The 13493-nt window shown below is 69.1% G+C and carries 16 protein-coding genes; 11 read left to right on the top strand and 5 right to left on the bottom strand.

Annotated elements, in window-relative coordinates; all coding sequences use genetic code 11:
* The first annotated feature begins 20 nt into the window (after window positions 1-20).
* The 10 genes from ACTJKK_RS12395 (at window position 21) to ACTJKK_RS12350 (ending at window position 7346) form a co-directional block, all read left to right on the top strand.
* Entirely contained in the window at window positions 21-896 is an 876-nt protein-coding gene (locus tag ACTJKK_RS12395) for a hypothetical protein (RefSeq protein WP_440748214.1), read from the top strand.
* Between the two features lie 129 nt (window positions 897-1025).
* On the top strand, window positions 1026-1313 hold the full coding sequence (locus ACTJKK_RS12390; protein WP_247623521.1) for a WXG100 family type VII secretion target: 288 nt from the start codon (window positions 1026-1028) through the stop codon (window positions 1311-1313).
* A gap of 76 nt (window positions 1314-1389) precedes the next feature.
* Entirely contained in the window at window positions 1390-1692 is a 303-nt protein-coding gene (locus tag ACTJKK_RS12385; RefSeq protein WP_247632977.1) for a hypothetical protein, read from the top strand.
* Window positions 1689-2816 carry a hypothetical protein gene (locus ACTJKK_RS12380; RefSeq protein ID WP_404597808.1) on the top strand — a complete coding sequence of 376 codons (1128 nt, stop codon included), beginning with the start codon at window positions 1689-1691 and terminating at the stop codon, window positions 2814-2816. Before ACTJKK_RS12385 ends, ACTJKK_RS12380 begins: the two co-directional genes overlap by 4 nt.
* Complete coding sequence (locus tag ACTJKK_RS12375) at window positions 2813-3454, top strand: hypothetical protein (RefSeq protein ID WP_247955520.1); 642 nt, start codon at window positions 2813-2815, stop codon at window positions 3452-3454. The genes ACTJKK_RS12380 and ACTJKK_RS12375 overlap by 4 nt, the downstream gene beginning before the upstream one ends.
* 4 nt (window positions 3455-3458) lie before the next feature.
* Window positions 3459-4124 (top strand): hypothetical protein, encoded by a 666-nt coding sequence (locus tag ACTJKK_RS12370; protein WP_440748213.1) that lies wholly within the window; start codon window positions 3459-3461, stop codon window positions 4122-4124.
* Window positions 4125-4246: 122 nt separating this feature from the next.
* On the top strand, window positions 4247-4534 hold the full coding sequence (locus ACTJKK_RS12365) for a WXG100 family type VII secretion target (protein ID WP_247623521.1): 288 nt from the start codon (window positions 4247-4249) through the stop codon (window positions 4532-4534).
* 157 nt (window positions 4535-4691) lie between these two features.
* The gene (locus ACTJKK_RS12360; RefSeq protein ID WP_440748212.1) at window positions 4692-5006 is read left to right on the top strand and encodes a hypothetical protein; all 315 of its coding nucleotides are present in this window, start codon (window positions 4692-4694) and stop codon (window positions 5004-5006) included.
* On the top strand, window positions 4987-6675 hold the full coding sequence (locus tag ACTJKK_RS12355) for an alpha/beta hydrolase (RefSeq protein ID WP_440748211.1): 1689 nt from the start codon (window positions 4987-4989) through the stop codon (window positions 6673-6675). The genes ACTJKK_RS12360 and ACTJKK_RS12355 overlap by 20 nt, the downstream gene beginning before the upstream one ends.
* Before the next feature lie 41 nt (window positions 6676-6716).
* Window positions 6717-7346 (top strand): hypothetical protein, encoded by a 630-nt coding sequence (locus ACTJKK_RS12350; RefSeq protein ID WP_440748210.1) that lies wholly within the window; start codon window positions 6717-6719, stop codon window positions 7344-7346.
* Between the two features lie 7 nt (window positions 7347-7353).
* Here the strand turns inward: ACTJKK_RS12350 and ACTJKK_RS12345 are convergent, their stop codons facing one another.
* From ACTJKK_RS12345 to ACTJKK_RS12335, 3 genes are all read right to left on the bottom strand, one after another.
* Window positions 7354-7824: a recombinase family protein gene (locus ACTJKK_RS12345; RefSeq protein WP_247623517.1), complete on the bottom strand. Its 471-nt coding sequence runs from the start codon at window positions 7822-7824 to the stop codon at window positions 7354-7356.
* 76 nt (window positions 7825-7900) lie between these two features.
* On the bottom strand, window positions 7901-8263 hold the full coding sequence (locus ACTJKK_RS12340; RefSeq protein WP_440748209.1) for a response regulator: 363 nt from the start codon (window positions 8261-8263) through the stop codon (window positions 7901-7903).
* 116 nt (window positions 8264-8379) lie between these two features.
* Window positions 8380-9369 (bottom strand): malate dehydrogenase, encoded by a 990-nt coding sequence (locus ACTJKK_RS12335; RefSeq protein WP_440748208.1) that lies wholly within the window; start codon window positions 9367-9369, stop codon window positions 8380-8382.
* A gap of 45 nt (window positions 9370-9414) precedes the next feature.
* Between ACTJKK_RS12335 and ypfJ the strand changes: the two genes are divergently transcribed.
* Window positions 9415-10302 (top strand): KPN_02809 family neutral zinc metallopeptidase, encoded by an 888-nt coding sequence (gene ypfJ, locus ACTJKK_RS12330; RefSeq protein ID WP_247623514.1) that lies wholly within the window; start codon window positions 9415-9417, stop codon window positions 10300-10302.
* Window positions 10303-10320: 18 nt separating this feature from the next.
* Here ypfJ and ACTJKK_RS12325 read toward each other — a convergent pair whose 3' ends face one another.
* Window positions 10321-12060: an aldehyde dehydrogenase family protein gene (locus ACTJKK_RS12325; protein ID WP_440748207.1), complete on the bottom strand. Its 1740-nt coding sequence runs from the start codon at window positions 12058-12060 to the stop codon at window positions 10321-10323.
* Between the two features lie 28 nt (window positions 12061-12088).
* Window positions 12089-13465, bottom strand: a complete 1377-nt coding sequence (locus tag ACTJKK_RS12320) for an MFS transporter (protein WP_440748206.1) — start codon at window positions 13463-13465, stop codon at window positions 12089-12091.
* Window positions 13466-13493: the final 28 nt, after the last annotated feature.

The following is a 13493-nucleotide window of genomic DNA, read 5'->3' as shown; positions in this document are numbered from 1 at the left end:
CACGATGCCGAGGGCGCGGCATGAAGCCGGTCGTGCGCCTCTCCGGTGACGATGAGACGGTCACCGCGGTTGCGAACGAAGCGGTGGAAGTGCTTCGCGCCCAGCCGCAGGCGTCATCGGCGCTGTTCTCCCGCCTGTGGAACCTGCATCAGCGTCGGCGGCGCTTCGTCTCGGCGTCCGCGGCGCCGGCGATCGCCACCGCGAGCGCGCCGCCACGGGCGCAGTCGAGCGCGGGATATCTCGCCGTGTGGGGAACGCTGCTCGGCCTCGGACTGACGGCGGCCCTGACGTCGGCGGTGATGCTCGGTCCGTCCGACCGCAGGAACGCCTTCACCGACCCCGAGCTGGCCGTGTCGACCGCCGTCGTCGCGGGAGTGATCGCCATACCGGTGTTGCTCGTCGCGCTCCTGCTGCGGGTGCCTGACGTTCGGAGCGCCCGCATCGGCGAGACCAGCGCGGTCATGGTCGGCCTGCTCTGTGCCGCCCTGCTGGTGACACGCCTCCTCCTCGGTACCGGCGACGACCGCGGGTTCACGCCGGAGGACCTCGCGATCTGGTTGCCGATGACGGCGGCGACCACCCTCCTCATCGCGGGGGTCGCGATCCGGAGCGATCGGGTGCGGAGACAGGATGCTGCGCTCACGCCCCGCGCGCGAGCATCCGTCGATCCGGGCGACCTGCGCCAGATGCGCCGCGACGCCGAGTGGGCGGCATCGTCGTCCTCGCCGACGCCCTCCGACAATGCCGAGTGGACCCGCAGACTCGACGCCCTGGCCGCCGCGGGCATCGACACCACGACCATCGCCCAGGCGCGCACGCTCGCGCCCGCCGCCTGGGTTGCGTGGCTCGCCTACGACGGCGAGATCGACATCGCCGGCGTCATCCCCCGCCCCTGATTCCGGTTCTTCGCCCCGTGCGAACCGGGATGGGGAGGTCTCCCCATCGACGGTGGGGGTGGGGGTTGTTAGGTTTGTGGGTATCGGGCCGGAGGGGTCCGGTTCATTCGATTTCCGGAGGTGTGGACGATGGCCGATTTCGGTGCGTCTTATGCAGAGATGGAGCAGGTGGCGTCGTCGCTGTCGCAGGCTCGTGATGACATTCAGGGTCAGTTGGACACGCTGAAGGGTCAGGTGGACACCCTTCTGGGTGAGGACTTCAAGACGCAGCATGCGTCGGGCAAGTTCGGTGAGGGTTACACGGAGCTGACGACGGGTCTGAAGACCGCGGTCGATGGCATCAATGACATGTCGGAGTCGCTGCTGGGCATGATGCGTGCGATTCAGGACCTCGACACGCAGCTCGCCGGCAGCTGACCGAGCGTTCTTCGTGGGGCGTCGACCGACAAGGTCGGCGCCCCCTTTCGACCGGTGACCAGGGGAGGGGACACGTATGCCTGATGTGAGTATCGACTACTCGGCCATGGAGGCCAGCAAGACCGCGTACGCGAACATGCGCACGTCGTTGGATGCCGCGACCAGCGCTCTCGGCAGCGTCTCGGCCTCGGCCGTCCCGCAGCAGGAGCTGCGACGCCGTCTCGAAGACCTCCACGATTCGTGGGGTGGCGGCATCGACAAGCTCGGCCGCTACGCCGAAGATGCGAGCACCGGCCTGCAGGGCATCCTCGAGGCGTTCCGCGGGCTCGACTCCGAGCTCGCCGCCAGCATGGAGCCCGAGGAAGGGGCATCCGCATGACCGCGTTCCCCGCTCTGGGATTCGATCCCGCTCCCGGCGATCTCGGCGAGCTCGAGGGCTTCGTGCTCGGGCTCTCGACCGGCTGCGACAGCGTCGACGACGCGCTCGCGATGCTCAACGGCGACGATGACGCCGCCTGGACGGGCGAAGCCGCCGTGGCGTTCCGCGCCGCGATGAGCGAGGACTTCCGTCCGCACCTGGTCGACACGGGTTCGGCCCTGCGCACGTCCCGCGATGCGCTCAGCACCTGGGTGACGCAGCTGACCGGCTACCAGCAGCGCGCTCGCGAGCTCGAAGACCGGGCGGCCACCGCCGCCGCGTCGGTGAGCAGCAAGGCGACCGCGAAGGACAAGGCCGTCGACGGCGCCGACGCCGAGGATGCCGATCCCGACGCCGTGTCGAATGCGACCACTGCCCTCGCGACGGCTCAGGGCGCGCTCGACGACGTGATCGCCGAGGCGCAGCGCCTGAAGATCGAGGTCGACGACGACGCGGCGATCGCCGCGCAGCACCTCGTGAGCGCGAGCGACACGCTCAACTCCTATGCGGGCAACGCGTTCTCGAACTTCCTCGAGGGGGCGGGCGACTGGCTGGCGGATGCCGGCGAGTGGCTCATGGACAACGTGGTGCCGATCCTGGAGGACATCCTCCGCGCGGCGCTGCCGATCATCGCCATCCTCTCGCTCTTCATCCCGGTGCTCGGCACCGTGGCGCTCGTCATGGCGATCGCGCTGGTCGCGATCGACGGGCTGCAGGCGCTCACCGGCCGCGGGTCGTGGACGGACTTCGCGATCGGCGCGGTCGGGTTGCTCGCCGGTGGTCTGCTGGGTGTCGCGGCGAAGACGCTCATCGGCCCCGGTGGTGCGGTGCTCATCCCGTCGATCCAGCGCATGACCCCGGCTCTCGCCGGTGGCGGTACGGCGGCGGGAACCCTCGCCGTCACCCTGAACATCAACATGAGCAACATGGTCGCCAACACCTACTGGATGACCAACACCGCGATGGACGCGCACAGCAAGGGGCAGGACTTCGTCGACAGCCTGTTCGGTCCGTGGCAGAACCTCGCCGAACGTGTCGACAACACGGTCCATGGCAACGGCCCGAAGACGGACGACGAGCTGTGAGCGTCGAACAGGCAACCGGCCACCGGGTCTGGCAGCGGATGCCGCAGGGCTGGATCGAGTTCCGTGCCCTGGGCGATCGCTCGCCCGACGAATGGTTGGAGCGCTACCTCGAGGGCGGCAAGGGCTGGCTCCCGGACGAGGCGCGTGAGGCGATCGTCGCCGGATTCCACGAGGGTGTGCGCACCTTCGCCGACACCGGATTCGACTTCGCCGGGGTGTCGATCGTGCTCGGTGAGCGGCCGGCGGTGTCATTCCTGTGCACGAACGTGGTCGTCACGGGACCGGAAGACACCGCGGATGCCGTCTCGCTGCACCGTCTTCTGCCGCTCGGTCGCTTCGGCGACGACGCGACCGCCGAGACCTTCGCGTCGCCGGACGGGCGGGTCGGCACCGTGACGAGCGGACTGGTGTCGCGCGGGGGTATGGACGCGGTCATGACGGTGGGTGAGATCCGTCTTCCTGACGAAGCGGGAACCGTGGTCGTCATGGGCATGTGCTCCGACCCGGCGCAGCGGCAGGAGCTGGCGGTGATGACGGCGTTCGCGCTGTCGATGACGCAGTACCTTCCCGAAGGCGTCGAGCCGCAACTGCCGGAGGGTGCGCGATTCGAGACGCCGCTCGACGACGGCCTAACCTGAATCCATGCCCTTCGCCCTGATCCTCCCGGCCTCGCGTCCTCTCATCGCCGAGGCGGGATCCGATGACGCTCGCCCCGTCGAGGCCGACCGTGCCGCCGCGGCGCTGCGGGCGGACTTCGAACGATGGTCGCGGTGGGGGCTCGGCATCCTGGGCTTCGCCCTCGCTGCCGGCGGTGCGTTCGTGGCGGTCGGTCTCATCGAGACGGTGCGGATGCTGGGCGGCACGCCCGCCGGCAGCGACCTGGTGGCGATCGTGGTCGCCGTCGTCGTCGCTCTCGCGGGCGTCGCCCTGCTGGAGCTGCTGTGGTGGTCCGGGCGGCGGCTCCTCTCGGCTGCGACGTGGTGGATGCGTCTGCCGTACACGCGCGGAGGGCGCCAGCGCCGCGCCGGCGGTTGGCTGCAGGCCCGCACCGTGAACTTCGAGCTGCGGGTGTTCGTTCGGATCGTCACGGCGACCCTGGCCTTGCTGATCGCGGTGGGCGGGATCGCGCTGTTCGTCCGCGACCTCATCGAGGGGCCGAGCGAGCTGACCGTGGCGGCGGGGGTCGTCGGTGTGATCGCCGCGCTCGCCGGCATCGGTCAGATCGGCGGGGTGATGCGGATCGTGTCCGGTCTCTCGGAGCGCGACCCGCTCTGGGTGCGGATCCGGTCGGGCGTGATCGGCCGCTGACCTCGCCGTCACTCGCGGCTCGATGGGGAGGTCTCCCCATCGACGGTGGGGGTGGGGGTTGTTAGGTTTGTGGGTATCGGGCCGGAGGGGTCCGGTTCATTCGATTTCCGGAGGTGTGGACGATGGCCGATTTCGGTGCGTCTTATGCAGAGATGGAGCAGGTGGCGTCGTCGCTGTCGCAGGCTCGTGATGACATTCAGGGTCAGTTGGACACGCTGAAGGGTCAGGTGGACACCCTTCTGGGTGAGGACTTCAAGACGCAGCATGCGTCGGGCAAGTTCGGTGAGGGTTACACGGAGCTGACGACGGGTCTGAAGACCGCGGTCGATGGCATCAATGACATGTCGGAGTCGCTGCTGGGCATGATGCGTGCGATCCAGGACCTCGACACGCAGCTCGCCGGCAGCTGACCGAGCGCAGTTTTCGAGGGGTCGACGGTTCGCCGTCGGCCCCTTCGTCGTGTCCCCGACCCCGTCGCGGGCACAGTGCGGATGGGGAGTCCTGCCCATCGTGACATCCCTATATCCCTCGTTAGTGTGAAACCACAGAGAGCACCGGGGGGTGGAGATGTCGGACGTCGAGATCGACAGGGCCGCGCTCGAAGGGGCGATCCTGCAGATCGACTTCTCGATCGGCAACTACGTGATGTATGCGAACGACATCTGGGCGCGCGACACTGGCGTCGGCAACCCAGTGGGGCGCACGAGCCTCCGGGTCATGCTCGAGAACGCACTCGGTCAGGCGTCGATGGAGGCGAAGGCGCAGCACCTCGACGGCATCGCGATCAGCGACCGCCTCAAGAGCATCAACGATTCGTTCGACGACCTCGACGTCTCGCTCGGCGCCGGATGGGATTCCGACTATGTCGCTGACTTCTCCTAATCGCGGCTGGACGCTCGAGGAGATCGAGTACGACAGCGGCTCGCTCGAAGGCATCCATCGTGACCTCGAGACGTTGATCGATGAGGGTGGCAACGCCCGGATCGTGCTGCGCAACATCGACGGCGGACTCGAAGGGCGCGGCGAGAGCATCGATCGCGTGCAGACCGAATCGGGCGCGCTCGCGAGCCGGATGAACCCGACGATCCTCACCCTCGGGCGCATCGCCGATGTCGTCCGCGCCTACGGCGAGGCCGTGGCGCAGCACGCGAAGGCGGCGAACGACCTCATCGACGACATCGAGACGGCCCATGCCGCGAAGGAGGCCGCGGCGGCCGATCTCGATGCGGCCGAGCTCGCGCAGCGCCAGTGCACGCCCGACGACACCGCGCAGACCCGCAACACGGCGGAGCAGGACGTCACGGATGCCGAGAGCGGTCTCGCCTCGGCCACCAGCACCCTCGACGATCTGTGGGAGCAGTGGGAATCGGCGTACTCCCTGTGGGATGAGGCCTACGGCGCCGCGATCTCGGGCCTGGTCCGCGCCGATGGCACGACCCTCAGCGACTCGACGCTCTCGGCGATCGATGCGCTCGCGAACGCCGACAGCCCGGCCGAGGTCGCGGAGATCTGGGACAGCCTCACCGATGCGCAGCGCGCGGCGTTGGCCCGCACCTACCCGGAGTTCATCGGCAACCTCGAAGGCGTTCCCTACCTCGACCGGTTCCTCGCCAACAAGGCCGCCTACGACCGGGTGATCGAAGGCGGCCCGTATGGCGAGCCACTCGACTCGCAGCTCGAGCAGCTCGGGCGCGAGGTCACGGACTTCGATGGCCAATTGCTGATGTTCCACCCGTTCGAGCACCCGCAGGCAACCGCCGCCGTTATGTACGGCGTGCGGATCGTCGACGATGAAGGCAACCCGGTCGATCCGATGGACGGCATCACCAACGTCAACGTGCTGGTCGGTGGGATGTTCTCGAGCCTCGACGACCTCAAGGCATGGGGGGCGAGTGGCCGCAACCTTAACAAGTTCGCGAACGAGTACGGTGAGGGCGTGGGGTCGGCGACGATTGCCTGGTACGGCTACGACTCCCCGAATCTGGCGACCGAACACGTGATGGGCAGCGCGACCGAGGGCGCGGCGAGGCTCAGTTCCACGCTGCGAGGGCTCGACAACGAGGTTTCTTCACAGGTCACGACGTCGGTGATCGGGCACTCATACGGCAGCACGACCGCGTTCCTCGCGGTGGGCGGATCGCCCGACAACCTTGGAGTCGACAACCTCATCGCAGTCGGGTCTGCAGGCGTCCCCGACGGGTATCACGCAGGCTGGACCGGAGACGCGCCAATGGACTACTCCGGCACGCAAATCTACGCCTCGCGTGCTCCCGGGGATGTGGTCGCACGGTACGGGGAGCACAGCTCGTTCGGCCACGGGATGAATCCCGAGGCGTTGCCGGGTGCGGTCAGTTTCGAAAGCGACGGGGGTGAGGTGCCGAGCCTGGGCGGTGGTACCGAGATGGCGGTCGGAACACCCGGGCACGCGGCCCACGACGGCGGCAACACGGTGTGGGGGTGGTGGGAAGCGGGTAACGGGTACCTTTCTCGCGACTCGGAATCGTTCCGTAACATTGCCAACATCATCGCCACCGGCGAGCCGATCGATTGACTGGTACGCGGTGACGATACACGAGGAGTAGAGGCGTGCAGATGAGGAAGCGCTGGCGGGTGTCCGCTGCTGTGGTGGTGTTGTCGGTTGCCCTTACGGGGTGTGTGAATGGAGGCGGAATGATTCCCACGGGTGACGAGCTTGTTGCTCAGGCGAAGCAGCACTACTTCGACTACCGGGCCATCACGAATGATGTCCAGGCGCTCGTCTACGACGGGCCCTGGGAGTCGGATATCGGTTTGTTCGGGATGCAGCCTTCGGGCGCCGGGTGCGGTGACGACAGTTACAATTTCGATCTCACCCGCAACACGAAGATCGATCCGGATGAGCGGGATGGGATGCGCGAGAAGGTGCAGGATTATCTTGCCGATGCGGGCTTCGAGGTGGAGGGTCAGGAACTCGGCTCCGGTGACGCGCAGTCGTCCGATGTGATCGTGCGTCGGCAGGGCGACTTCTCGTTGCTGATGGTGACGTTCATCGCCAACGGCTCGGTTCTCGTCACCGCGACCACAAAATGCTGGCCCGGCGACCCGGCAGAGCTCAGCAAGCTCATCTTCGGCGGTGTCACCCTCTCGGAGGGGTATCTGCCGCGAGAGGAGTCGCCGAGCGATCCGCTCTTCTTCGGCGTCACGCCGGGTGAGCCGGCCTTCGGCCCCACACCCGCACCGTAAGCGTTCGTCAGCGCGCGAGATCCGCCAGGTGGCGCGCGTCGTGGTTGAGCACCTTGACGATGATGCCGCGGCGACGGAGGTCGGCGACCGTGCGCGACTCCTCTTCGCCGTCGCGACCGAGCGCGTGCGTGTTCGCGACGACGAGCACGTCGCCCTTGTGCAGGGTGTCGATGAGGCGGGCGAGGCGATCGCCCCAGCTCTCGAGGATGTCGGGTGCGGGGTGACGGAACCCCTCGATCGGAACGCCGAAGCGCGTGAGATCGTCGCGCTGCTGCACGACCGGAGGCATGCCCTCGCGGGAGACCACGAGTCCGACGAGGCGTGAACCGTCGGGGCGAGCGAGCCAGAAGTCGCGGTTCTGCTGCAGTTCGGTGAAGCACTTGGGGCACTCCGCCGCGGCGTGCGGCAGGTGCAGCGGGCTCGTCAGCGCGTCATCGACCGATGCCGTGCCGGTGGTCCGGTCTGTCGTCTCGCTCATGGGCGCACCTCCGGACTCCATTCTGCCCTGTCGGTGCCGAATCCGTATCGACTCCGCCGACGGGATCGGATGCCGCTCAGAGCTGTTGCAGGCGACGGGGAGGTCCCTCGAGCCGGGCGATCGTGATCTTCACGTCGACCAGCTCGTGCTCGACGCCGAGGAGGCGTTCCTCCACCCGGTCGATGCGGGCGTCGACGCGATCGAGTCGGGCGTCCACCTGGTCGAATCGGCGATAGACCTGCTCGAACCGGGCATCGACCTGCTCGAACCGGGCGTCGACCTGCTCGAACCGGGCGTCGATCCGCGCATCCATCTGCACGAATCGCGCGTCCAGACCGCGCGTCTGGTGGGCGAGCATCGCGCCCACGCCGCTGAGCACCGTCGCCGTGAAGGCGAAGAGCGCGATGATCATTCCGATCGTGTCAGGAGACAAGGTCACCGGTCCATTCTGCTCCGCGGAGCGTCGTCAGTCCGGTAACCATATGTTGGCTAATCGCGTACGTGTGGGGACAGTGGATAAGTCACTTATCCACACGTTCGCGCCGGAGGAGTGGATCAGATCAGACCGAGCGACCGCACCGCATCGCGCTCCTCGACGAGTTCGGCGACCGAGGCGTCGATCCGCCGCCGGGCGTCCTCGTCGATCTCCAGACCCTCGACGATCTGCCACGCACCGTCGACCGCGCGCACGGGGAATGACGAGATCAGGCCCGCGGGCACCCCGTACTCACCGTGCGAGACGACGCCGGCCGAGGTCCAGTCCTCGGTGCCGCGCACCCAGTCGCGCACGTGGTCGATCGTGGCGCTCGCCGCCGAGGCGACCGACGACGACCCGCGCACCCGGATGATCTCGGCACCCCGCTTCGCGACCCGCGGGATGAACGTCTCGTCCAACCACGCCGGCACGTCGCCGACGATCGCGGCGAGAGCCTCTGCCGCAGGCTCGCCGGCCACGGTCGCATGCGACACGTCGGGGAACTGCGTCGCGGAGTGGTTGCCCCAGATCGGCAGGCGCCCCACCGTCGCGACCGGCACCCCCAGCGTCTGTGCGAACTGCGCCCTGGCGCGGTTCTCATCGAGGCGAGTCAGCGCCGTGAATCGTTCGGCCGGCACGCCGTCGGCGGATGCCGCGGCGATGAGCGCGTTCGTGTTCGCGGGGTTCCCGACAACCGTGACCCGCACGCCGGGTGCCGCGTTCGCGGCGATCGCCGCCCCCTGCGGGCCGAAGATGCCACCGTTCGCGGCGAGCAGGTCACCCCGCTCCATGCCGGGTCCGCGCGGGCGCGCGCCCACGAGCAGCGCGAGGTCGGCACCGTCGAAGCCGATCGCCGCGTCATCCGTCACCTCGACGTGCTCGAGCAGCCCGAATGCGCCGTCCTGCAGCTCGAGCGCCGCGCCCTCCGCCGCTCCGATCCCCTGCGGGATCTCGAGCAGCCGCAGCCGCACCTTCTCGTCCGGTCCGAGCAGGTCTCCCGCCGCGATGCGGAACAGCAGCGCGTAGCCGATCTGTCCGCCCGCGCCCGTGATGGTGATCGTCGTGGTCATATCCCGAGCCTACGACCGTCCGAGGGGCGGAGTACCCTCGGAGCCATGACGTTCAACCCCGACGCCGACCTGTCGACCAACACCACGCGCCGCCGCGGTCGCAACGCGGCGATCGCGGGAGGCACAGGAGTCGGGGTGCTCGGCCTCATCGCCCTGATCGCGGGGCCGCTGCTCGGGATCGACCTGACGGGGCTTCTCGGCGGCGGTACGTCGACGGGTGGTTCGGGCTCCGACTCCGGGAGCTCGGTCATCGAGAACTGCGACACGGGGCAGGACGCGAACGAGAACGTCGACTGCCGGATGGCCGGCGCACAGGTCGCACTCGACGCGTTCTGGGAAGACAACGTCGAGGGGTACGTGCCGCCGACCCTGACGGTGGTCGACGGTGCGACCTCGACGCAGTGCGGCACCGCCTCCAACGCCGTCGGGCCGTTCTACTGCCCGCCCGAGCAGGGCGTCTACCTCGACCCCACGTTCTTCTCGCTCATGCAGCAGCAGTTCGGGGCATCCGCCGGCAACCTCGCCCAGCTCTACATCGTGGGTCACGAGTGGGGCCACCACATCCAGAACATCGTCGGCACGATGGATCAGTACCCGAACAACGGCACCGGAGAGGGCAGCAACGGCGTGCGCATGGAGTTGCAGGCGGACTGCTACGCCGGTGCCTGGATCGGGCGGATCTCCGAGCAGACGGACGCCGACGGCACGCCGTACCTGCAACCGACCACCGAGGAGCAGCGGCGGGACGCATTGGATGCCGCTGCCGCGGTGGGAGACGACCACATCCAGGAGATGTCGGGCGTTTCGAACCCCGACAGCTGGACGCACGGGTCGAGCGAGCAGCGGCAGTATTGGTTCGCGCTCGGCTACAGCGAGGGCCTGGGGGTCTGCGCCGAGACGTTCACCCGCTCGGTCGACGACCTCGACCCCTGAGACTGACCCAGGGGTGCGTCAGGCGCGCAGCGCCGCGAGCAGGGTCTTCACGAGGCCTGCCACGCCCCCGCTCGCCCGGAAGCGTGTGAGCCCTTCGCTCACCTCGGCGCCGGTGCGCGAGGTCACGAACCACGGCGGCGTCGGCAGGATCGTGACCCGACCGCCGCCGTTGAGGCCCGGCGCGGAGCGCGGGAACGGCCGGAACGGGCCGCGCAGCACCGATCGCTCGACCCGATCGAGCAGCAGGGCGTTGTGCACGACGCCGATGCCGCTGCCGACGTCGTCGATCGTGCTGCCGGGGAAAGCGCCCCAGGTCAGTGTCGGGGTGATGAACGCGAAGCCGGTCCAGCCGTTGATCGCGATCGATCCGTACCGGAGGTCGGCGATCGCCCTCTCGAATCCGGTGCCGAGCGACTTCTCGGTCGCCGGGTCGATGAGCACGTTCGCCCCCAGCGTGCCCTGCAGCTCGTCGTTCGCGTAGGCGACGGCGGCGTCGAGGAACTCCTGGCCCGTCCCGGCGACGCTCACGACGCCGAGGACCGGCGCGAAGTACTCGGTGCTCTGCAGGGCCGAGGCGTCGTCGTCGCCGTCGATCTCCACGAGCAGCCGGTCGCCGAGCACGAGGGCATCGGGGTAGGCATCGGATGCCTCGTGCATGCGGTTCGTCGACCCCGGGTACCAGGTGGGTCGCTCGGGCGCGCTCGCGTAGGCCCGACGGAGCGCGGCGCGGAAGGCATCCGCCTGGTCCCAGTCCTCCGACAGGATCACGACCTGCCCGGCGATGCAGTTGTGCCCGCTGTTCTGCAGCCGCATGGTCGCGACGTGCTCGGCCTGGTACCGCAGGTCGGCGTCGGACCAGTCGCCGGGCACGACGATGATCGGCGAGACCCCGCCGAGCTCGGCCGTGATCGGCTTCGACATCGACGGCTTCTTGCGGCGGGCGCCGCGCGCGGTCTTCGGGCCCCAGACGATCGCGTCGAACGTCGCCGCGGACCCGGTGATGTGCACGTGCGAAAGGTCGGGATGCGCCGTGAGGTAGGCGCCGACCGCCGGGCCGCCGCGCACGATGCGCAGGAACCCCGGCTCGATGAGCGGGGCGAGCGCGCGCTTGTAGATCGGCACGAGGGGATCCTGCGTCGGGTTCACCTTGAGCAGCGCGGTGCGGTTCGAGGCGAGCAGTTCGTAGAGCACGTCGAGCACGGGGATCGAGGTGACGTTGCCGGCGCCGAGCACGAGACCCACTCCGCCGGAGACGGTCGGGGTGCGCTGGCCGAGGCCGGCGGCGGCTCGGGCCGCGCGCGGTGTCGTGCCCGGTTCGAGCCAGACCTCGCCGGTGAATCCCGACAGCAGGAAGCGATCGATGCCGGTGAGGGGGAACGCGTGCACGCGCGTGCGGCCGCCGGGGGCGCGGTCGATGGTGATTCCGTCGAGCGGGTTGGCGCCGCGGGCGAGCCGCGAGAGCGTCTCGATGTAGGCGTCGAGGGCGCCGAGCACCCCGTAGGGCCCGCTCAGCCATTCCTCGCCTCGGAGCGGATGCCGCGCATCGAGCCCCTTCGTCGCAGCGGCGGTCGTGGCCCAGTCCTCGGCGGTCGCGGCCACGCTCGTGCGCACCTGACGCAGCAGCGTCACGCGCTGCGCGACCGTGAGCGCCGACCACACGCGGGCGCCCGTGTGCAGGTCGTCGATCGCCGTATCGAGCCGCGCGTGCTCGCTCTCGCCGATCTCGGGCGTGGTCGTGGCGACGGGCGTGGAGGTCACGGGCGGCTCCTTCGAACGGGATCCCAGCTTATGCGTCGATGTCGTCGCGGCGCAGGCGGTAACGGCGAAGAGGCAGGAGGCTCGCGAGCATGATCAGTGCGGGAAGGATGCTGAAACTGAGCACGATGCCGGTGATGGCGGCATCCGGTTGCTCGACCGTCGTGCCCGCGACCGTCGAGACGTACCCGGTCAGGGCGAGGGTGAGGGAGACGGTTGTCGCACCGAGAGCGAAGCCGACGGTCTCCCCGGCGGTCCAGATGCCGGTGAAGGTGCCCGCGCGCCCGCTGCCGTGGGTGCGCTCGTCGTGCGAGATGACGTCGGGCAGCATCGCCATCGGCAACGACTGCAGCCCGGCGTAGGCGATTCCGGCCACCGCGACGGAGGCGTAGATCCAGGCGCCGGGCGTCCAGACCGCGATCGTGAGGGACGCCGCGGCGAGAGTGAACAGCACGCTCGCGATGCCGAACGCGCGCTCCTTGCCGACCCGCCGGGCGATGACCGTCCAGGCGGGCGTCGCCACGAGCGCGGGGCCCACGAGCGCGACGAACACGAACGTCACGGCGTCCTCCGACCGCAGTACCCAGGTCGCCACGTACTGCGCCCCGGCGAGCATGGTGCCGGTCGCGAGCGCCTGCAGCAGGAACGCGCCCAGCAGCGCACGGAACGGCTGGCTGCGCCGCAGCGCCTGAAACCCCGAGGCGTACTGCTCTCGGATGCCGGCGGCCGGGGCCACCGCGCTCTCGTCGCCGACGCGGCGTGCGGCCGCGGCATCCGCCGTGCGCGTCGCCACGAACATGCCGATGCCGATCGCGAGACCCGCGACGATCCCCATCAGCAGATATCCGAGCACGGGGTCGTCGCCCGCCTTGCGCAGTGCGGGGCCACCCGCGCCGAACAGGAGGATGGATGCCGTCAGCACGACGACCCGCCAACCGAGCAGGCGCGTGCGCTCGTCGTAACCGTCGGTGAGTTCGGCGGGCAGCGCGACGTACGGCACCTGGAACAGGCTGAACGACGTCGCCGTGGCGAGGAAGGCGAGCAGCACGCACACCGCACCGGCAATCGGACCCCACGACGGAGGTACCGCGAACGTCAGCGCGAAGAACACGGGCAGCGTGACGGCGCCGAGCACCATGAACCCGCGACGCGAGCCGGTGCGCGCGAGCTGACGGTCGGAGGCCGCGCCGATCAGCGGGTCGATCACGACGTCCCAGATCTTGGCGGCGGTGACGATGACTCCGGCGGCCAGAGCGGCGACCCCGAGGTTGTCGGTGAGGAAGTACGTCAGCACCAGCCCGGGCAGCGTGGCGTATCCGCCGGTGCCGACGGATCCGATCGCGTACAGCACGATCGTGCGCGCGGACAGGCGGACGGATGCTCGTTCGGGCCGAGCCTCTGTGCTCATCGCGCCAGTGTAGCGGTGGCCCTTTGTG

This window comes from Microbacterium sp. 22179, from assembly GCF_052045715.1.
Classification (GTDB): Bacteria; Actinomycetota; Actinomycetes; order Actinomycetales; family Microbacteriaceae; genus Microbacterium; species Microbacterium galbinum.
The sequence above is the reverse complement of the archived record's forward strand: the minus strand, read 5'-3'. Positions and strand labels throughout refer to the sequence as shown.